The 18,146-nt window shown below is 64.8% G+C and carries 14 protein-coding genes; 5 read left to right on the top strand and 9 right to left on the bottom strand.

The window, feature by feature from the left end; all coding sequences use genetic code 11:
- The first annotated feature begins 163 nt into the window (after nt 1-163).
- Nucleotides 164-1,705 carry an MFS transporter gene (locus NGM99_RS05100; RefSeq protein WP_252816936.1) on the top strand — a complete coding sequence of 514 codons (1,542 nt, stop codon included), beginning with the start codon at nt 164-166 and terminating at the stop codon, nt 1,703-1,705.
- A 26-nt stretch (nt 1,706-1,731) separates the two neighbouring features.
- A complete protein-coding gene (locus NGM99_RS05105) occupies nt 1,732-2,793 on the top strand; it encodes an HlyD family secretion protein (RefSeq protein ID WP_252816636.1) in 1,062 nt (353 codons plus the stop codon).
- Between the two features lie 86 nt (nt 2,794-2,879).
- Here the strand turns inward: NGM99_RS05105 and NGM99_RS05110 are convergent, their stop codons facing one another.
- The 3 genes from NGM99_RS05110 to NGM99_RS05120 form a co-directional block, all read right to left on the bottom strand.
- Nucleotides 2,880-4,043, bottom strand: coding sequence for a YihY/virulence factor BrkB family protein (locus tag NGM99_RS05110; RefSeq protein WP_252816639.1), 1,164 nt, complete (start codon nt 4,041-4,043; stop codon nt 2,880-2,882).
- Between the two features lie 76 nt (nt 4,044-4,119).
- On the bottom strand, nt 4,120-5,766 hold the full coding sequence (locus NGM99_RS05115; RefSeq protein ID WP_252816641.1) for an acyl-CoA dehydrogenase family protein: 1,647 nt from the start codon (nt 5,764-5,766) through the stop codon (nt 4,120-4,122).
- Nucleotides 5,767-5,838: 72 nt separating this feature from the next.
- The gene (locus tag NGM99_RS05120) at nt 5,839-6,612 is read right to left on the bottom strand and encodes a DUF72 domain-containing protein (protein ID WP_252816644.1); all 774 of its coding nucleotides are present in this window, start codon (nt 6,610-6,612) and stop codon (nt 5,839-5,841) included.
- Between the two features lie 93 nt (nt 6,613-6,705).
- Between NGM99_RS05120 and NGM99_RS05125 the strand changes: the two genes are divergently transcribed.
- On the top strand, nt 6,706-7,572 hold the full coding sequence (locus tag NGM99_RS05125) for an aldo/keto reductase (RefSeq protein WP_252816646.1): 867 nt from the start codon (nt 6,706-6,708) through the stop codon (nt 7,570-7,572).
- Nucleotides 7,573-7,640: 68 nt separating this feature from the next.
- Here the strand turns inward: NGM99_RS05125 and NGM99_RS05130 are convergent, their stop codons facing one another.
- Both NGM99_RS05130 and NGM99_RS05135 read right to left on the bottom strand, forming a co-directional pair.
- A complete protein-coding gene (locus tag NGM99_RS05130) occupies nt 7,641-7,964 on the bottom strand; it encodes an Atu4866 domain-containing protein (RefSeq protein WP_353937375.1) in 324 nt (107 codons plus the stop codon).
- On the bottom strand, nt 7,964-8,692 hold the full coding sequence (locus NGM99_RS05135) for an SDR family oxidoreductase (RefSeq protein WP_252816648.1): 729 nt from the start codon (nt 8,690-8,692) through the stop codon (nt 7,964-7,966). Before NGM99_RS05135 ends, NGM99_RS05130 begins: the two co-directional genes overlap by 1 nt.
- A gap of 96 nt (nt 8,693-8,788) precedes the next feature.
- Here NGM99_RS05135 and NGM99_RS05140 point away from each other — a divergent pair, with 96 nt between their 5' ends.
- Entirely contained in the window at nt 8,789-9,685 is an 897-nt protein-coding gene (locus NGM99_RS05140) for a LysR family transcriptional regulator (RefSeq protein ID WP_252816651.1), read from the top strand.
- Here the strand turns inward: NGM99_RS05140 and NGM99_RS05145 are convergent.
- The 4 genes from NGM99_RS05145 to NGM99_RS05160 form a co-directional block, all read right to left on the bottom strand.
- The gene (locus NGM99_RS05145; protein ID WP_252816653.1) at nt 9,682-11,541 is read right to left on the bottom strand and encodes a DEAD/DEAH box helicase; all 1,860 of its coding nucleotides are present in this window, start codon (nt 11,539-11,541) and stop codon (nt 9,682-9,684) included. The two genes, NGM99_RS05140 and NGM99_RS05145, sit on opposite strands and share 4 nt — an antisense overlap.
- Nucleotides 11,542-11,719: 178 nt before the next feature.
- A complete protein-coding gene (locus tag NGM99_RS05150) occupies nt 11,720-14,107 on the bottom strand; it encodes an aldehyde dehydrogenase family protein (RefSeq protein WP_252816655.1) in 2,388 nt (795 codons plus the stop codon).
- Between the two features lie 4 nt (nt 14,108-14,111).
- On the bottom strand, nt 14,112-15,041 hold the full coding sequence (deoC, locus tag NGM99_RS05155; protein ID WP_252816939.1) for a deoxyribose-phosphate aldolase: 930 nt from the start codon (nt 15,039-15,041) through the stop codon (nt 14,112-14,114).
- Between the two features lie 221 nt (nt 15,042-15,262).
- Nucleotides 15,263-16,405 (bottom strand): carboxylate-amine ligase, encoded by a 1,143-nt coding sequence (locus NGM99_RS05160; protein ID WP_252816658.1) that lies wholly within the window; start codon nt 16,403-16,405, stop codon nt 15,263-15,265.
- A 275-nt stretch (nt 16,406-16,680) separates the two neighbouring features.
- On the opposite strand from NGM99_RS05160, the gene urtA reads away from it, so the two are divergent.
- The gene (gene urtA / locus NGM99_RS05165; RefSeq protein WP_252816659.1) at nt 16,681-17,985 is read left to right on the top strand and encodes an urea ABC transporter substrate-binding protein; all 1,305 of its coding nucleotides are present in this window, start codon (nt 16,681-16,683) and stop codon (nt 17,983-17,985) included.
- The last annotated feature ends 161 nt before the right edge of the window (nt 17,986-18,146 follow it).

The following is an 18,146-nucleotide window of genomic DNA, read 5'->3' on the forward strand; positions in this document are numbered from 1 at the left end:
AGAACGGCAACGGCTCCCGCTGTCGCCCTCGCCCGAGCCTGCATCGTCTTCTGCATTGGCCGCCGCCGAGCCGATGAAGCAAGGACCAGCGAAACGCGTCTATGCCGCGTTGCCTCCGCCACCGCCTTACACGCCGCGCCACCCGGCACATGCTGGCCTCTACATGCTCACCTCGGTTCTGCTTGCCGTCACGCAAGGCTTCGGCATGAACATGGTGACGGCGAACCTCCCCCAGATCCAGGGCTCGCTCGGCGCCACCACCAACGAGGCTGCCTGGCTCGTAGCCGCCTATATGGCGCCCAATGTCTCGCTCGGCCTGCTGCTCGTGAAGGTCCGTGCGCAGTTCGGCCTGCGAAACTTCGCGGAGATCTCGATCGTCGTCTTCGCGGTGGTTGCGCTTTTGAACTTTCAGGTCAGCGACTTTTCTTCCGCGCTTCTGGTGCGCTTCGTGAGCGGCGTCGCTGCCGCGCCTCTTTCGACGCTGGCTCTTCTCTACATGCTCGAAGCCTTTCCGCCCGAGCGGAAGTTGACGGTCGGCATGTCGCTTGCGCTCACCAACACGGCCATCGGCGCGCCGTTGGCGCGGCTGATTTCTCCTGAACTGCTCGACCTGAACGGCCGGCACGGCCTGACCGCCTTCGAACTGGGGCTGGCGCTCGTCGCATTCTGTGGGGTCTATCTCTTGCCTCTCACCTCAGCGCCGCGCGTCAAGGTGCTCGAGCCGATGGATTTCGTTTCCTACGCCTTTATCGCGCTCGGCCTCGGTTCCTTTGCCGTGGTGCTGGCGCTAGGCCGCTTCTATTGGTGGTTCGAGGCCCCTTGGCTCGGCATGCTTTCGGCCCTTGGCATCTTCTGCGTGATGGTGTGCGTGGTGATCGAACTCAACCGCGCGAATCCGCTTCTCGACATTCGTTGGCTCTTGAGCCCTGCCGTGCTGCATTTCGCCGGCGTGCTGCTGCTTTTCCGCGTGGTGCTGACCGAGCAGGCGACCGGCGCACCGGGTTTCTTCCAGGCGCTTGGCTTTCTGAACGACCAGATGACCGTGCTTTATGGCATCATTCTTCTTGCCACCATCACTGGCGGCCTCGTCTGTGCCGCCGTGCTTCAGCCGGGAAGGGAACCACAGATCCACATCGTGGCGCTCGGCCTGATCGCGGTCGGCGCATTCCTCGATGGGCACGCGACGAACCTCACGCGGCCCGAGCAGATGTTTGCCAGCCAGGCGATGATCGCCTTTGGCGCCGCATTGTTCCTGCCGCCCGCGATGGCTGCCGGTTTTCGGGCGGCACTCGCCAAGGGAACCAATTATCTCTTGAGTTTCGTGATCACCTTCCTGACCACGCAGCTGCTCGGCAGCCTGCTCGGCTCAGCCATTTTCGGCACCTTCGTGACCGTGCGGGAGAAGTTTCACTCCAACATCCTGGCCGAGCATCTGACGCTGTCCGACCCTCTCGTGGCGCAGCGCATTTCGCAGCTTGGTGCGGCCTACTCGCGGGCACTGACCGACCGGACGCTTCTGAATGCCGAAGGTGTCGCGCTGCTTGGCCAGCAGGTGACGCGCGAAGCCAATGTGCTCGCTTACAACGATCTTTTCCTTCTGGTCTCCGCGCTGAGCGCCACCGCTCTCTGCCTGCTCCTGTTGCAGATGGCTTGGAGGGCCTTGCGCGACCGGATCGGTTCCCATTTTTCCGACCAGCCCGCTTAGTTTCATTCATTGTTATTGTTGTCGCCATGTCCCGATCATCCCGCTTCGCCACAATCGTGGCGCTCGTTCTCGGCTTCGCCGGCGTGCTCATCGCACTCTATGCCTGGCGCCTGCCGCCTTTCACCTCGTCGGTCGAGATGACGGACAACGCTTATGTCCGAGGCCAGGTGACGGTGATGGCGCCGCAGCTCGCGGGCACGGTCGCAGAGGTTCGGGTGCAGGATTACGAGACGGTGAAGGCCGGCCAGCTTCTGGTGCGGCTCGACGACCGCATCTTTATCCAGAAGCTTGCTCAGGCACGTGCGACGCTAGCAGGCCAGAAGGCGGCGCTCGCGAATTCCGACCAGGCGAAAACCAGCAATGAAGCGAAGATCCGCTCGAGCGAGGCGGCGATCACGAGCGCACAGGCCGCGCTGACGCAGGCCGAGGCCGGCTGGAAGCGGGTCGAGCCCCTGCTCGTGCGCGGCGTGATCACGCAGAGCGATGCCGATCAGGCCCAGGCCACGCTGCAACAGGCGCGCGCCGCCGTGCAGCAGGCCGAAGCCGCCCGCGAGGTCGCGCGTGAAGACCTTCGCTCCACGATCGTCGCGCGCGGTTCACTGGAAGCTGCCGTGTCGGGCGCCGAAGCGGCCGTGCATCTCGCTGAGATCGACGTCGAGAACACCCGCATCGTGGCGCCCCGCGACGGGCGCCTGGGCGAGGTCGCGGCACGCCCCGGCCAGTATGTGGCGATCGGCACGCAACTGCTGACGCTCGTGCCCGACCGCATCTGGGTGGTCGCCAATTTCAAGGAAACCCAGCTCGCCGGTATGCGGCCCGGTCAGCCCGTGACTTTCACGGTCGATGCGCTGCGCCATGCCCGCCTGTCTGGCCATATCGAGCGCTTTTCGCCGGCCACCGGCTCAGAATTCTCGGTGATCCGCCCGGACAATGCGACCGGCAACTTCACCAAGGTCGCCCAGCGCGTGCCCGTTCGCATCAGCATCGATCCGGGGCAGGAACTGGCGGCACGTCTCGCACCGGGCATGTCGGTCGTGGCGAGCATCGACACGAACGCGGATGCGGGGACGCCGGTGGCGGAGAATTAGGAGCGGGTGTTCGTGGAGGGGCGGCATGTCATCCCGCCCCGTACCTCTCGCGAGGGTAGGAAGGGATGATCGCCTCGGTCAGCCCCTCAAGCCCGGCGCCGCCGTCGTTTTTCCATTGCGTTGATCGCAAGCGATAGCGGCAGTGCCAAGGCCATCGCACCTGCCGATGGGCGTCGGCGATCCCGTATCTCTTGGATCGCTGCGTGGTAGCCCGCCTGCCAGTCATCGCTCTTGCCTTCGAAGGGCGACGAGCGCTCTGAAGACGGAGCCTGTGCGCCGCCTGAAGGCGCGAGCGTATCGGCGGCGTTGGCATCGCGCCGGCCCATCGGATCGTCGGAACCCTTCGTGGAATCCTGCGCCGTCTGCTTCTCGCTTTCGGCGTTGAGTTCGGCGCCCACGATCACGGCCGTCACGGAGAGCCACATCCAGAACAGCATGCCGATCAGCCCGCCGAGCGAGCCGTAGGTCTTGTCGAACTGCGCGAAGTTGGCCGCATACCAGGAAAACAGCGACGAGATCACGATGATGATCACGAGCGCCAGAACCGCACCCGGCGTGATCCAGCGCCATTTCGCTTCCTGCCGGCTCGGGCCGAAGCGGTAGAGCACGGCGATGCCGGAAAGGATCACCAGGGCCATTACCACGAAGGAACCGATGCGCACGATGGTCTCGAGCGCGGCCCCCAGACCGATGAAGTCGAGCACCACCGGCACGACCACGGTGGCCCCGATCATCAGCAGCGCGCCGACGAGGCCCGCCAGGGTGAAGAGGAGGGCCGTCGCGTTGAGCTTGATGAAGGAACGTTCCTCCCGCTCGCCATAAGCGATGTTCATCGCCTCGAAGAGCGTCTTCACGCCCGAGCTCGTGCTCCAGATCGCGATGCCGAGCGAGAGGATCAGCGCGAAGCCGAGCTTGGAGCTGCCGCTCGAAGTCAGCCGCGTCAACTGCTCGTTGATGATCCGCATGCCGCCTTCGGGCACGACCTGGGAAAGGGCGCTGATATGCTCGCCCACCGTCGCCGGATCGGTGAAGAGGCCGTAGAGCGAGACGAAGGCGGTGAGCGCCGGGAAGATCGCGAGCAGAAGATAGTAGGTGACCGCCGCAGCGATCAGCGTGACCCGGTCATCGCTGATTTCCTTGTAGGTCCGAAGAAGGATGTCCTTCCAGCCTGCCGGAGGCATCTGGCTGGGCGAGTCCGCCTGGCGCCCCCGCGCGTTATTTTCGTGTCCGAATGTGCTCGCGCTCGCCATGGCCGCTCCCCTGTCCTGCTGGGGTTGCAACGGGCGGAAGGAAGTGGGGTTGCAGGGAAAGAGCCCGCTCGGCCTGCTAAAAGCCGATCCGCGCCTCATCCACGAGAGCATCCGGCACACGGTCCACCGCGGCGCCGAAGAGCGTGTGGCCCTCAAGGCGCGTTTCGAGAAATGCCTTCGCCGAGGCTTCGCGCCCCCAACGCTGAAGCGTGGCCGATGCCAGAAGCACGGCGAGAATTTCGGCGAGCCGACGGGCGCGGCGCTGGTTATCGGCCGCTGCGAGCCCCGTTTCGAGCTGCAAGAGCCCTTCCGTCGCCGTAGGGCCGAGCCGGGCGAGATCGCGCAGTTCTTTGCGCAAAGCGTCAGCCAAAGCCGGCTCGCGCGAGAAGGCGCGGAGGATGTCGAGCGCAATCACATTGCCGGAGCCCTCCCAGATGGCGTTGAGGGGCGAGGCCCGGAACAGGCGCGGCAACAGGCTCTCCTCGACATAACCCGCACCGCCATGCACCTCCATCGCTTCCGCGACCACGGTGGGGCAACGCTTGCATACCCAGAATTTAGCGACCGGTGTCAGGAGGCGTGAAAGGGTTGTTTCACGTGTGTCACCCGCAATCGTGCCATCGATGCTTTGGGCCGTGCGGAAGGCGAGGGCGATGGCGGCTTCCACCTCCAAGGCGAGATCGGCGAGCACCGCGCGCATCAGTGGCTGGTCGATCAGTTTCCGCCCGAAGGCGCTGCGCCCGTCCGCATGATGAATGGCGAGCGACAGGCTCTGGCGCATCAGGCTGGCGGACGCCACCGCGCAGTCGAGCCGCGTGTGACTGATCATCGCAACGATCGTGCTGACCCCGCGTCCCTCCTCGCCGATGAGAAAGGCCTGTGCGTTCCTGTACTCGATCTCGGACGAGGCATTGGCGCGGTCGCCGAGCTTGTCCTTCAGCCGCTGGATCGCGATTCCGTTGCGCGTACGGTTCGGCAGCCAGCGTGGCACGAGAAAGCAGGAAAGGCCATTCTCCGTCTGGGCGAGGCTCAGGAACCCGTCCGACATCGGCGCGGAGCAAAACCATTTGTGGCCGACGAGCGCGTATGAGCCGTCCGCCTGCCGCGCCGCGCGCGTGGTGCCTGCCCGCACATCCGAGCCGCCCTGCTTTTCGGTGATCGCCATGCCGAGCGTCACCCCGCGCTTGGCCTCGATTGGCGCGATGGCCGGATCGTAGACGCCCGCCATGATCCGTTCGAGCCATGGATGTCCGAGTGTGGAACCGGCGCGGCGCAGGGTCGGCACCGCAGCGTAAGTCATCGACATCGGACAGGTAACGCCGCTCTCGGCCTGCGACATCAGGAAAAGAAGTGCCGCATGCGTCACATGCCCGCCTTGCGGATGCGTCCAGGCGCGCGACGAGACGCCGGCTTCCAGCCCCATCCGCATCAGGCGGTGATAGGCGGGATGGAATGCGACTTCATCCAGCCGCTGTCCGAACCGGTCGAAAACCTTAAGCTGCGGCGGGTTGCGGTTGGCCTCGACGCCGAGCGCGATGGCCTCGGCGCTGCCTGCCTGCGCACCCAACGCCGAAAGACCTGTCTGGTGGTCTGCGCCACCCGCTTCACACACGGCGCGGCGAAGCAATGGGTCCCCGTCATAAAGGTTCACGTCTTCCAGCGGCGCGGGCTGGTTGAAGACCTCATGCGTGTCGAGATGCGTGCGTGGGGGCAGGCTCGTCATCGCTGTCGGCTCCCGAACCGGCGAACGCTCCCTTCGCCGCCGGCTCCTGCCGATCCTACTCGCGGCAAGGCATCAGGTCACGCGCTCGCGCAGCTCCATCGCGTTGAAGGTCGCGGCACCGAATGTCGTGTTGTCGAACACCGTCCAGCTTTCCACGCCTTGCGCCGCAAGCGCGGAAACGGCCTTCGCCTGCCGGGTAATCGCTTCGTCGGTGTAGGTGGATTTGTAGATGTCCGGCGAGCCATGGAGCCGGAAATAAACGAACCCCCGCCAGCCGCCAGGCGCGCGCGCCTCCGGCACCATGGCCGGGTCGGCCGACACCCGCGCTACTCGAATGGCTTCGAGTTGCGCGTCGATTTCGGCCGTGAACCAGCTCGCATGGCGCGGTTCGAGGACAACCGAGGATTCGATGCTTTCAGCCAAGCCGCGCAGGAACCGAATGGCCTGCATGCCTGGAAAGCGGAAGCTCGGCGGCAATTGCACCAGCACCGGCCCGCGCTTGCGCTCAAGCCCAGCCGTTTCATCGAGGAACCGTGCCACAACCTCCTCGCAATCCTCGAAGCGCCGTTCATGCGTGATGGCTTTCGGCAGCTTCACCGCGAAGCGGAAATCGTCCGGTACGCTTTCCGCCCAGCGCCGATAGGTCTTCTGCTGATGCGGCCGGTAGAAGCTGCTGTTGATCTCGACGGCATTCAACCGCGCGGCATAGCGTTCGAGATGCGTGCCGGTGTCCGGAAACCTGTCCTGATGAGCAGGCGGCAGCGACCAGCCTGCCACGCCGACCCGTATCGGCGCGCGTTCGCCCGCTTTGCTTCTCGGGATCGAGTCCATGCGCCTCCAACGCATGAGGCGTTTTCTTGTTCGCGGCTGGTCAAGCTCCGCCCGTGCCCCAAGTCAGGCCCTGACCAGTTCCACCACGACCATCAGGGAGTGCCCAACATGTCTCAACCCAATGCCAAAGCATCCGGCAGCTTCACGATCGGCGGCGACGTTACCGTCAACCGTCTCGGCTATGGCGCGATGCGCGTCACCGGCCAGGGCATCTGGGGCGAGCCCCGCGACCGCGCAGAGGCCATCCGCGTGTTGCAGCGGCTGCCCGAACTCGGCGTCGATTTTATCGACACCGCCGACAGCTACGGCCCCTTCATCTCCGAAGACCTGATTGCCGAAGCGCTTCATCCTTACGACAATGTCGTCGTCGCCACCAAGGGCGGGCTGACGCGCTCGGGGCCAAATATATGGGAGCCTGTCGGCCGCCCCGAATATCTGCGCCAATGCGTCCATATGAGTCTGCGCCGCTTGAAGCTAGAGCAGATTCCGCTCTGGCAGCTCCACCGCATCGATACCAAGGTACCGCGCGACGAGCAGTTCGGAGCGATCAAGGCGTTCATCGACCAGGGCCTCATCCTCCATGCAGGGCTGAGCCAGGTTTCGGTCGAGGAGATCGAAGCGGCGCGACAGGTGTTTCCGGTCGCAACCGTCCAGAACCGCTACAACCTCGCCGACCGCGCCGATGAAGACGTGCTCGATTATTGCCAGGCGAACGGCATCGGCTTCATCCCGTGGTTCCCGCTCGCCTCCGGTGACCTCGCCAAGCCCGGCGGTGCGGTGGACGCGGTCGCCAAGGCGCATCGGGCGACCGCAGGCCAGGTGGCGCTGGCCTGGATCCTCCAGCGCTCTCCAGTGATGCTGCCGATCCCCGGCACCAGCAGCGTGAAGCACTTGGAGGAGAATGTCGGAGCGGCCGATGTTTCGCTGACGGACGACGAGTTCAAGCAGCTCGACGAAGCCGCGTCCAAGCGCTGACCAACCGAAGCGCGCAGCGAGGTCTCTCGCCGGGCGCTTCGATCGTGTTCAAGAATGGTGAAGGAAGATCAGCGCTGTGGCTGGCGGTAAAGGATCATGCCGCCATGATGCAGGGTATCGACGTCGACAAAATCGCCATCGGCGGTGAAGCCGGTGTCGTCCCAATATTCGATGTGGTTGCCCGTCACTTCGTAACGCCCCTGATAAGCGCTCTGGCGCGAGCCGCGCGCTTCGTCGTAGCGGTTGTCGGGCAAGAGTTCGTGCCGGACATGGCCGTCTTTCGTGACCCACATGCCGACATAAGGATGGTTCGCTTCAGCCATGGTCTGGTCTCCGCTGGCAGGATTGATGAGAACGGCCGCGCAAAGGGCGGCAGGCACGAGGGCGCGCATCAGTGAGCCGCCCTGGTCGGACGCACGACCATCTCGTTCACATCGACGTCGTCGGGCTGTTCGAGCGCGAAGCGCACGGCACGGCCGATGGCGTCGGGCTTGAGCGCGATCGAGCGATAGGTCTTCATGAGGTCTGCCGCGGCCCGGTCGGTGATGGTGTCCGCCAGTTCGCTTTCCACCACGCCGGGATGGATGCAGGTCACGCGGATGTCCTGGTTTTCCTGCCGCAACCCGTCCGAGATCGCACGCACCGCATATTTGGTGGCGCAGTAGACGGCAGCTGTGGGCGACACGGAAAGCGCGCCGATCGAGGCGATGTTGACGATGTGGCCCGCGCGCCGCGCCGTCATCTCGGGCAGAACGGCGGCCACGCCATAGAGCACGCCCTTGATGTTCACGTCGATCATGCGGTCCCATTCATCGACCTTGAGCGAGGCTATGAGCGAAAGCGGCATGACGCCCGCATTGTTGACGATGGCGTGGATGGGGCCGAACGTGTCGCGGCCCGCTTGTGCGAAGGCTTCCACATCCGCGCGGCTCGTCACGTCGAGCCTTTGTGTTGCGACCTGCGCGCCGTTGAAGCGCAACTCACTGGCGAGAGCGTCCAGACGGTCGGTGCGTCGCGCGCCCAGCACCAGCCGTGCGCCAGCTGCGGCGAGCTCGCGAGCGATACCCAAGCCAATACCGCTTGAAGCGCCGGTGATCAGAACTGTTTTATCGAGTGCCATGAAAATCTCCTTTGATTCGATGGGCAGGAGGTAGGCCCAAGAGTTGAGACGGACAATTTGTCGACTGGTGACTTCAGTGGTAACCGGAAATTACCAATGAGCACCGATCTTTCAGGCATCGAAAGTTTTCTCGCACTGGCCGAGGCCGGAAGTTTCCGTGCGGCCGCCGAACGGCTTGGCGTGTCGCGCCCGGCGGTCAGCCTGGCCCTGCGGCGGCTGGAAGACCGCTTGGGCTTGGCGCTCGTGCGGCGCACGACACGCAGCGTCAGCCTGACGGAAGCGGGGCGCGAGCTTTACGAGCGGGTCGCACCCGCCATCGCGGAAGTGACGACGGCGCTCGAAGCCGCGAGCGACAAGCCGAAGCGGCCGAGCGGCACCTTGCGCCTCGCCGTGTCATCGATTGCCGAGCGCTTCGTCTCGGGGCCGCTGCTCGCCGGCTTCGCGGAAGCATACCCTGCCATTCGGATCGACGTGACGGTAACGGATGAGGCGTTCGACATCGTCGCGCGCGGCTTCGATGCCGGCGTGCGCTTGGGCGAAGTGCTGGAACAGGATGTGATCGCGGTGCCGGTGTCAGGCGACCAGCAGCAGCTGGTGGTCGCAGCTCCCGCCTATCTCGCGCGCCATGGAAGGCCTGCGCATCCGCGCGATCTGGTAAACCATCGCTGCATCGGCTGGCGGCCGGCTCCGGAAGTCGTGCCCTATCGCTGGGAGTTCACCGAAGAGGGACGCGATTTCGATGTGGCGGTCGCGCCCACGATCACCACCAACGATATGTGGCTGATGCTGCGCACGGCTCTTGCCGGGGGCGGGTTGACCTTCGGCGTGAGGGAAACCTTCCAGCCTTATCTCGACAGCGGTGCGCTGGTGGCGCTCCTGGAAGAGTTCTGTCCGCCTTTTCCGGGCTTTTTTCTCTACTTCCCCCAGCGCCGCAACCTCGCTCCCAAGCTGCGCGCGCTGGTGGATCATGTGCGGTTCAACGCACGCGGTTAGCTCGGCTTGGGACCGCGCGGCTTATGGCGGGGCTTTTTCGATGCGGCACCCTCGAATGAGCCCTTGCCGCCCCTCGGGCGGTCCTTGAAGCGCTCCTTCGGGCCGTCCTTCTTCCACTCCTTGGGCTTCCAGTCCTGCTTCGGCTTGCCCTTGAATGCCGGCTTGGAGGTGCGCGAGGAGGTGTCGCCCCCTTGTGTGATGCGCACACCCTTTTCCAAGCCTTCGCCGCTCTTCACCTGCTCGGCGAAGCCTTGAGCCTTGTCGGCTGCGATCTCGAACACCGTTTCTGTGTCGTGGATGCGGATGGCGCCCACATCGCGACGCCCGACGCCGCCAGCCTTGCAGATCATCGGCAAGAGCCATTTCGGATCCGCACGCTGCTTGCGCCCCAATGACAGGGTGAAGGCAACGCCGCCTTCCATGTCTGGCCCGCGTGGCTCGCGCGGTTCGCGGGGTTCCCGCTCCTCCCACTTGTCGCCCGCGCGCTTCTCGCGGCGGGGGCGGGTCGTGTCGATCGAAACGGGTGAGACTTCTTCTGGCACGGGCCGCGCAGCAAGCTGCGCGCGCAGGAAGGCGGCGGCGATCCGCTCGGGCGAGGCCTCGGCCAGCAGCGCGGCCACGAAATCCTTTTCCGCGTCTTCCGGCTCAGGCGTGGTCTGTGCCGCTTCCAGGATCTGCGTGCGGTAGCGCGCTTCGATCTCGCCGATATCGGGTGCCGCGCAAACCACGGCGTTGAGATTTGCGATGGAAAGCACGCGGTCGGCTGCACGGCGGCGGTTTTCAGGCACCACGAGCACGCAGACGCCCTTGCGGCCAGCGCGGCCGGTGCGGCCCGAGCGGTGCAGAAGCGTTGCCGGATTGCTCGGCACGTCGGCGTGAATCACGAGGTCGAGGTTGGGCAGGTCGATGCCGCGAGCGGCGACGTCGGTCGCGACACAGACGCGGGCACGGCCGTCGCGCATCGATTGCAGCGCATTGGTGCGCTCGCCCTGCGCCATTTCACCGGAAAGCGAAACCACCGCAAAGCCGCGATTGGCAAGGCGTGCCGTCAGATGTCGCACCGCTTCGCGGGTGTGGCAGAACACGATGGCGCTCTGACTGTCGGAGTTCAGAAGCGTGTTGATCACGGCCGGTTCGCGCTCGTCGCGGCGCACCAGCATCAGGCGGTATTCGATGTCCGCATGCTGCTCGCGTACCGCACCGGCTGCGACCCGCACCGCGTCGCGCTGATAGGTCTTGGCGAGTTCGGCGATGGCACGCGGCACGGTTGCCGAGAACATCAGCGTGCGGCGGTCCTCAGGCGCGGAGGCCAGAATGAATTCGAGGTCCTCGCGAAAGCCCAGATCGAGCATTTCGTCGGCTTCGTCGAGCACGACCGCGCGCAGATCGCTCAAGTCGAGCGCGCCGCGCGTGATGTGGTCGCGCAGGCGGCCCGGCGTGCCGACCACGAGATGCGCGCCGCGCTCGAGCGCCCGGCGCTCGTTGCGAATGTCCATGCCGCCCACGCAGGTCGCGGTGTGGATGCCGGCCTTGGCGTAAAGCCAGTTCAGCTCGCGCTGGACCTGAAGGGCGAGCTCGCGCGTCGGCGCGATTACCAGCGCCAGCGGCTTGTCGGATGGGCCGAAGCGCTCGGCGTCGCCCAGAAGCGTCTTGGCGATCGCGATGCCGAAGGCGACCGTCTTGCCCGAGCCGGTCTGGGCGGAAACCAGGAGATCGGCATCCTGATGCGCGTCTTCGAGCATCATGGTCTGCACAGGCGTCAGCTGCGAATAGCCCTGCGCTTCGAGTGCCGCGGCAAGCGCAGAGTGGATCGTGTCCGGCAGGGTTGCCGGCGAGATGTCTGTTTCGGTGGTCATGGTCGGGGTCTCAATCGGAGCCGTTTGTGGTGAACCCGCTCACCGGAACCGCCCCATCTCTTTTTGTTTGCCGCAAGCCCACGCGAAACCGTTTCACGTTTGGAGCGGAAATCTTTCAGGAAGCGCCGCATACCCCTTATCGGCGCTTCCCACCAGCCCTGCTTTGCCTGAAGGCCGTTCAGTCGCCGTAGGGAATCCAGATATTCTTCACCTGCACCGCGTGGTGCAGGAACAGCCGGCCCTCACCGGACGCCGGATCGAGCCAGTCGGTTTGGAGCCCGTGGTCCACCAGCATGCGCTTGAGATTGCCGACGGACAAGCGCTCGGCAGTGGCCGACAGGTCCTTGCCGCCGAACACCCAGAGCCCGTCGAGGTCGTCGTGCGACGCGAGGTCCTTGACCAACGCCTTCGGCTCGCCCGTCACGATGTTGACGACACCAGCCGGCAGGTCGGAGGTTTCGAATAGCTGATAAAGATCGGTCGCGATCAGCGGATATCGCGCGCTCGGCACCACCACCGTGCGGTTGCCCATCGCGATCAAGGGAGCGACAAGGCTGACCAGCGACAGAAGCGGCATCTCGTCGGGTGCGATCACGCCCACCGTGCCGAGCGGCTCGTTGATCGCCAGCGCCAGCCCGCGCAAAGGCGGGGAGTGCACCGCGCCGTCGAACTTGTCGGCATAGGCGCCATAGGTGAAAAGGCGGCTGATCACAGCTTCCACCTCGCGCTCCGCCTCGCTCGAACCGACGCCCGTAAGCCTGGCGATGCGCGCGGCGAATTCGGGCCCGCGCGCGGACAGGTTTTCTGCGAGATAATAAAGGATCTGCGCCCGGTTATGCGTGGAGGCGCGGCTCCAGCCTTCCGCCTTGCGCGCGGCTTCCACGGCGTTGCGGATGTCCTTGCGATTGCCTTCGCCGACCTCGCCCAGAACCGTGCCGTCGGCACCCACGACAACGCGTGAGCCGTTTCCATCGGGCCGCGCCTGCTTGCCGCCGATGAAGAGCTTGGCCGTGCGGTCGAGCACGGGCAGGCCGAAGCCGGAGGCGGAAGATTTGGGCTCGGGTTGGGCCGGCAGCTCTTCACGCGGCTTGCGCTTGGCCCAGGCATCGGCTTTCAGATATTCGTAAGCCCCTTCGCGCCCGCCCTCACGCCCGAAGCCGCTTTCGCGATAGCCTCCGAAGCCGACGCCCGCATCGAATAGGTTGGTGGCGTTGACCCAGACGACGCCAGCCGCCAGCTTGGGCGCGATGTCGAGTGCGAGCCCGATCGTCTCGCTCCAGATGCTCGCCGCCAAGCCGTAGCGCGAATTGTTGGCGAGCATCACCGCCTCGTCGGGCGTGCGGAAGGTCATGGCGACCGCGACGGGGCCGAAGATTTCCTCGCGCGCGACGGTCGCCGCCGGGTGCACATCGGTCAGAAGCGTGGGCGGAAAGAAAGAGCCTGTCTCGGGCACGCCCGCTTCCGTCTGGAACAATGTCGCGCCTTCCTTGACGCCGAGCTCGACCAGTTCGCGAATGCGCGCAAGTTGCACGGGATCGACGATCGCCCCCATGTCGATCGCCTTGTCGAGCGGCTGGCCGACGCGCAAGGTTTCCATGCGCTTCTTAAGGCGGGAAAGGAAAATGGGCGCGATGCCTTCCTGCACCAGGATGCGCGAGCCCGCACAGCAGACTTGGCCCTGATTGAACCAGATCGCATCCACCACGCCTTCCACCGCCGCGTCGAGATCCGCATCCTCGAAGACGATGAAGGGCGACTTGCCGCCGAGTTCCAGCGTCAGGCGCTTGCCCGATCCGGCGGTGCGTTCGCGAATGCGGCGGCCGACCTCTGTCGAGCCGGTAAAGGCGATCTTGTCGATGCCCGGGTGATCGACGATGGCCTCGCCGGTTTCGCCGCCGCCCGTCACCACATTCAAGACGCCCGCCGGCAGGCCGGCCTCCGTCGCGAGTTCGGCAAAGAGCAAGGCGGTCAGCGAGGTATATTCCGCCGGCTTCAGCACCACCGTGTTACCGAGCGCCAAGGCCGGGGCGATCTTCCAAGCCAGCATCAGAAGCGGAAAGTTCCACGGGATGATCTGGCCGACCACGCCGAGCGGCGAATAGCCGGCGAACTCGGCGTCCTGAAGCTGCGCCCAGCCGGCGTGATGATAAAAATGGCGGGCGACGAGCGGCACGTCGATGTCGCGCGTTTCGCGAACCGGCTTGCCATTGTCGATGGCTTCCAGAACCGCCAGCAGCCTTCCGTGCCGTTGCACCATGCGGGCCAAGGCATAGAGATGCCGCGCGCGGCCATGCCCGCTGAGCTTGGCCCAAGGCTCCTGCGCGGCACGCGCGGCAGCTACGGCCTCGTCCACATCCGTTGCCGTGCCGTTGGCGATCCGCGCCAGAATCTTGCCGGTCGCCGGCTCGAACGTGTCGAAGCCCTCACCCTCTTTCAGCGGTTTGAATTTGCCGTCGATGAAATGGCCGAAGCGGTTGTCGTGGCGCGCCAGCCATTCGCGCGCGGCACTGTCGGCTTCGGGGGCAGGGCCGTAATCCATGGAGTCGAAAAACTGCTGCACGTTCATGGGATCACCCCGCCGCATGCCGGTTGAAGGCCGAATAGCGGCCGGTCACATGGTGCTCGAGCTGGCGCTCGATGTCGGACAGGAGGCTCGACGCGCCGACGCGAAACAGGTCCGGCTCCAGCCAGGGGCGGCCCAGCTCCTCCTTCATCAGGATCTGGTAGTTGAGCACGTCCTTGGCCGTCGAAATGCCGCCCGCCGGCTTGTAGCCCACCTTGGATCCCGTGCGCTCGTGGTAGTCGCGAATGGCGCGCAGCATCACGAGCGTCACGAGCGGCGTGGCATTCACGCCTTCCTTGCCGGTCGAGGTCTTGATGAAATCGGCGCCCGCCATCATGCAGACGAGTGACGCGCGCGCCACGTTGCGCAGGGTCTTGAGGTCGCCCGTCGCAAGGATCGCCTTCACATGCGCCGCCCCGCAGGCCGCGCGGAAATCGCGCATCTCGTCGTAAAGCGCCTGCCAGTTGCCCGTCAGCACATGCTCGCGGGTGATGACGATATCGATCTCGGAAGCGCCGTCGGCCACCGAAGCCTCGATCTCGCGCAGCTTCACGTCATGGGGTGCCAAACCCGCCGGAAAGGCGGTGGACACGGCTGCGACCGGCACGCCGCTGCCCTGGAGCGCATCGACGGCCGCTGCGACGAAACGGTGATACACGCAGACCGCGCCCGTCGTTATGCCGCGCTCGCTCATGCCGAGCGCTTCGAGCAGGTCGTGCCGCACCGGGGTCACCGCCTTGGCGCAGAGCCGGCGCACGCGGCCTTCCGTGTCGTCGCCCGATAGCGTGGTAAGATCGATGCAAGTGATGGCCTTGAGCAGCCAGGCGGCCTGCGCATCCTTCTTGACAGTGCGTCGTCCGGGCAGGCCCGCCACCCGGCGCTCGGCAGCTGACAAGTTGACGCGTACGCCGCCCAGCCAGCCGAGATCGAGCGGCATGCCTTCATTGCGCGGTGCGTTGCCGCCATGGGCCGGCACGCTGCGTTCTTTTTCGTCGCGCGGGGCGACAGCCTGAAGCTGCATCCGCTTTTTTCCTCACACATGCCTCATTGCGCCAGAGCGCAGATGCCATCTCTACTTGATTGTGTGAAGCGACGATACCGATGGCCGGAAAGCGGTCCTGAGCGAAGGGGCCGCAATCCGGGCGAAAGGAGCTCCCCTTATCGCTCGTCCCGATTTGCGGTTTCACGGCTGAGCTGATCCACCACCGCATAAAGCGCGTCCCGATCCGAGCCGGGCTCGCCATTTCCGGCGGCATGACGCTGGAAGGTCGCGATCTGCATGTCTGCGCTTGTTCCCCGTTCCGCGATCGACCGTGCGCCTTCCACTTCTCTCACGCAGCCAAGGGCTTGGACGTCCTCGGCGACGAGGGCAAGCAGGGCTGCAAGCGTTTCGGAAAACGGCAGAGCGCGTTCCTGTTTCTCGTTGATGAGTTCCGCCTTCGCACCATCGGCCTGTGCGCGAAAAAGGTTCTCGGCCACCACGCCGCGTGAAGCGCCCGATAGCGCGCGATTGATCTCGGGCCGACGGCCGACGAGACGCACGAGGCAGCGGTAGAGTGCTGCGATCGTGATCGCATCGTCGAGGTTCGTGCAGCTGTCGGCCACGCGCAGTTCGAGCGTCGGATATTTGAGTGAGGGCCGGATCGTCCACCAGAGATAGGACGCGTCCTTGACCGCCCCGGCCTGCGTCATGATCCGCACATAGCGGGCATAGTCGTCGGCATCGGCGAACAGGTCCGGCAGGCCGGTGCGCGGCAACTCGCCGAAGGCCGAAAGGCGATAGCCCTTCAGTCCCGTCAGCCGCCCCTGCCAGAAGGGGGAGGAGGTGGAGAGTGCCAGAAGCACCGGCATGAAGGGCAAAAGCCGGTTCATCATCTCGACGCGGCGTTCGGGCTCAGGAACCTCCACATGCACGTGCATGCCGCACACCACATTGCGGTGGCCCAGCATGCCGAGCTCCTGCATCAGCTGCTGGTAGCGCTCGGCCTTGGTCGCCGTCTGCCGGCGCCAGCGTGCCACCGGATGCGTGCCTGCGGCAAAGACGCTGATGCCGTGTTGTGCACCGATCTCGGCAAGCGATGCCCTCAAATTCCCGAGCGTGTCGCGCGCCTCGGCAAAACTGGTCGAAGGAGGCGACGAAATCTCCACCTGCAGCTGCAGGAGCTCGGGTTCGACCCGTTCCAGCTTCCGCGCCGCCGCCTTGTGAAAGGCCACCGCCTTGTTCCCCGGCGTGCCTCGCGTTCGGGCATCGGCAAGAAACAGCTCTTCCTCGATGCCAAAGCGATAAGGAAAATCGGCCATACAGAAGTCCGGATCAGGCGGGCGTTGAGCTCCATAACCAGCGGCTCGGCCAAGCGTTGCGTGGAGACGTTCTACTCTCGATGCTGAATAAAAAATATGCGTTTGGCCGATCGCCTAAAAAGTGTGCAAGAGTTCTATTCTGACGGGCACATGCGTGCACTCACCTTTGGCGCTCAACTTCGTCCTGCCGGGATTTTGCGGCCATATGGCCTTCTTGCTTGTCTGGCACAGCTCTTGCAGCGCCCCTCCTGTATCGACAAGGAGGGTGGGACCCCATGCACCGTATTTCGAAATCGCTCACGGCGCTCGCGCTTGCCGCCGGGCTGAGCTTCGGCAGCGCCTATGGCGCGCTGGCGCAGGAAGACACGATCAAGATCGGCATTCTCCATTCGCTGTCGGGTACGATGGCGATCTCCGAGACCACGCTGAAAGACGCCATGCTGATGCTCATCGACGAGCAGAACAAGAAGGGCGGCGTGCTCGGCAAGAAGCTCGAGGCGGTCGTGGTCGATCCGGCTTCCGACTGGCCGCTCTTCGCCGAAAAGGCGCGTGAGCTGATCTCCAAGGACAAGGTCGCCGCCGTGTTCGGCTGCTGGACCTCGGTGTCGCGCAAGTCGGTGCTGCCTGTCTTCGAGGAACTCGACAACATCCTCTTCTATCCCGTCCAGTATGAGGGTGAGGAAAGCCAGCGCAACGTGTTCTATACGGGCGCCGCGCCCAACCAGCAGGCCATTCCGGCCGTCGATTACCTGATGAGCGAGGACGGCGGCGAAGTGAAGCGCTGGGTGCTCGAAGGCACCGACTACGTTTACCCGCAGACCACCAACAAGATTCTTCAGGCCTATCTCGAGAGCAGGGGCGTGGCCAAGGAAGACATCATGGTCAACTACACGCCGTTCGGCTTCTCCGACTGGCAGACCGAAGTCGCGGCCATCAAGAAGTTCGGCTCGGCCGGCAAGAAGACGGCGGTCGTGTCCACCGTCAACGGCGACGCCAACGTTCCCTTCTACAAGGAACTCGCCAACCAGGGCATCAAGGCCGAGGATATCCCGGTCGTCGCCTTCTCGGTGGGCGAGGAAGAGCTTGCCGGCATCGACACCGCGCCGCTCGTCGGCCACCTGACCGCCTGGAACTACTTCCAGTCCGTCGATACGCCTGAGAACGCAGCCTTCATCGATGGCTGGAAGAAGTTTATCAAGAACGACAAGCGCGTCACCAACGACCCGATGGAAGCCCACTATATCGGCTTCAACATGTGGGTGAAGGCGGTCGAAAAGGCAGGCACCACGGAGCCGGACAAGGTGATCGACGGAATCGTCGGGGTATCCGTGCCGAACCTGTCGGGCGGCTTCTCGACCATGATGCCGAACCACCACATCACCAAGCCGGTGATGATCGGTGAGATCCAGGCCGATGGCCAGATGGAAACGGTGTGGCAGACACCCGGCCTCGTGGTCGGCGACGAGTGGTCGGACTACCTCGCCGACTCCAAGGATCTCATCGCCGATTGGCGCGCCCCGATGTCCTGCGGCAACTTCAACGTGAAGACCGGCAAGTGCGGCGGCAAGACCACCAACTGATCTGAACCGGGCGTCGCGCGACCGAGCCGCGCCCGTGTCAATGGCCTCCGGGTGGAATACCTCCTCCCTTCCGCCCGGAGGCTGCTTTCACTTCTCTCTGGACGTCAACGATCTTGGCTGACCCGAACCTCCTTCCGGCTTGCGCAAAGCCGCTTTCCTTT

It is taken from the genome of Mesorhizobium liriopis (assembly GCF_024053505.1).
GTDB lineage: Bacteria > Pseudomonadota > Alphaproteobacteria > Rhizobiales > Rhizobiaceae > Mesorhizobium_B > Mesorhizobium_B liriopis.

What these genes read in the sequence shown, in the direction of transcription:
- NGM99_RS05135 (WP_252816648.1), bottom strand. Translation starts at nt 8,692, where the DNA reads ATGGCACTCGATAAAACAGTTCTGATCACCGGCGCTTCAAGCGGTATT.
- NGM99_RS05105 (WP_252816636.1), top strand. Translation starts at nt 1,732, where the DNA reads ATGTCCCGATCATCCCGCTTCGCCACAATCGTGGCGCTCGTTCTCGGC.
- NGM99_RS05100 (WP_252816936.1), top strand. Translation starts at nt 164, where the DNA reads ATGCTCACCTCGGTTCTGCTTGCCGTCACGCAAGGCTTCGGCATGAAC.
- NGM99_RS05140 (WP_252816651.1), top strand. Translation starts at nt 8,789, where the DNA reads ATGAGCACCGATCTTTCAGGCATCGAAAGTTTTCTCGCACTGGCCGAG.
- NGM99_RS05145 (WP_252816653.1), bottom strand. Translation starts at nt 11,541, where the DNA reads ATGACCACCGAAACAGACATCTCGCCGGCAACCCTGCCGGACACGATC.
- NGM99_RS05120 (WP_252816644.1), bottom strand. Translation starts at nt 6,612, where the DNA reads ATGCGTTGGAGGCGCATGGACTCGATCCCGAGAAGCAAAGCGGGCGAA.
- NGM99_RS05110 (WP_252816639.1), bottom strand. Translation starts at nt 4,043, where the DNA reads ATGGCGAGCGCGAGCACATTCGGACACGAAAATAACGCGCGGGGGCGC.
- NGM99_RS05115 (WP_252816641.1), bottom strand. Translation starts at nt 5,766, where the DNA reads ATGACGAGCCTGCCCCCACGCACGCATCTCGACACGCATGAGGTCTTC.
- urtA (WP_252816659.1), top strand. Translation starts at nt 16,681, where the DNA reads ATGCACCGTATTTCGAAATCGCTCACGGCGCTCGCGCTTGCCGCCGGG.
- NGM99_RS05130 (WP_353937375.1), bottom strand. Translation starts at nt 7,964, where the DNA reads ATGCGCGCCCTCGTGCCTGCCGCCCTTTGCGCGGCCGTTCTCATCAAT.
- NGM99_RS05125 (WP_252816646.1), top strand. Translation starts at nt 6,706, where the DNA reads ATGTCTCAACCCAATGCCAAAGCATCCGGCAGCTTCACGATCGGCGGC.
- NGM99_RS05150 (WP_252816655.1), bottom strand. Translation starts at nt 14,107, where the DNA reads ATGAACGTGCAGCAGTTTTTCGACTCCATGGATTACGGCCCTGCCCCC.
- deoC (WP_252816939.1), bottom strand. Translation starts at nt 15,041, where the DNA reads ATGCCGCTCGATCTCGGCTGGCTGGGCGGCGTACGCGTCAACTTGTCA.
- NGM99_RS05160 (WP_252816658.1), bottom strand. Translation starts at nt 16,405, where the DNA reads ATGGCCGATTTTCCTTATCGCTTTGGCATCGAGGAAGAGCTGTTTCTT.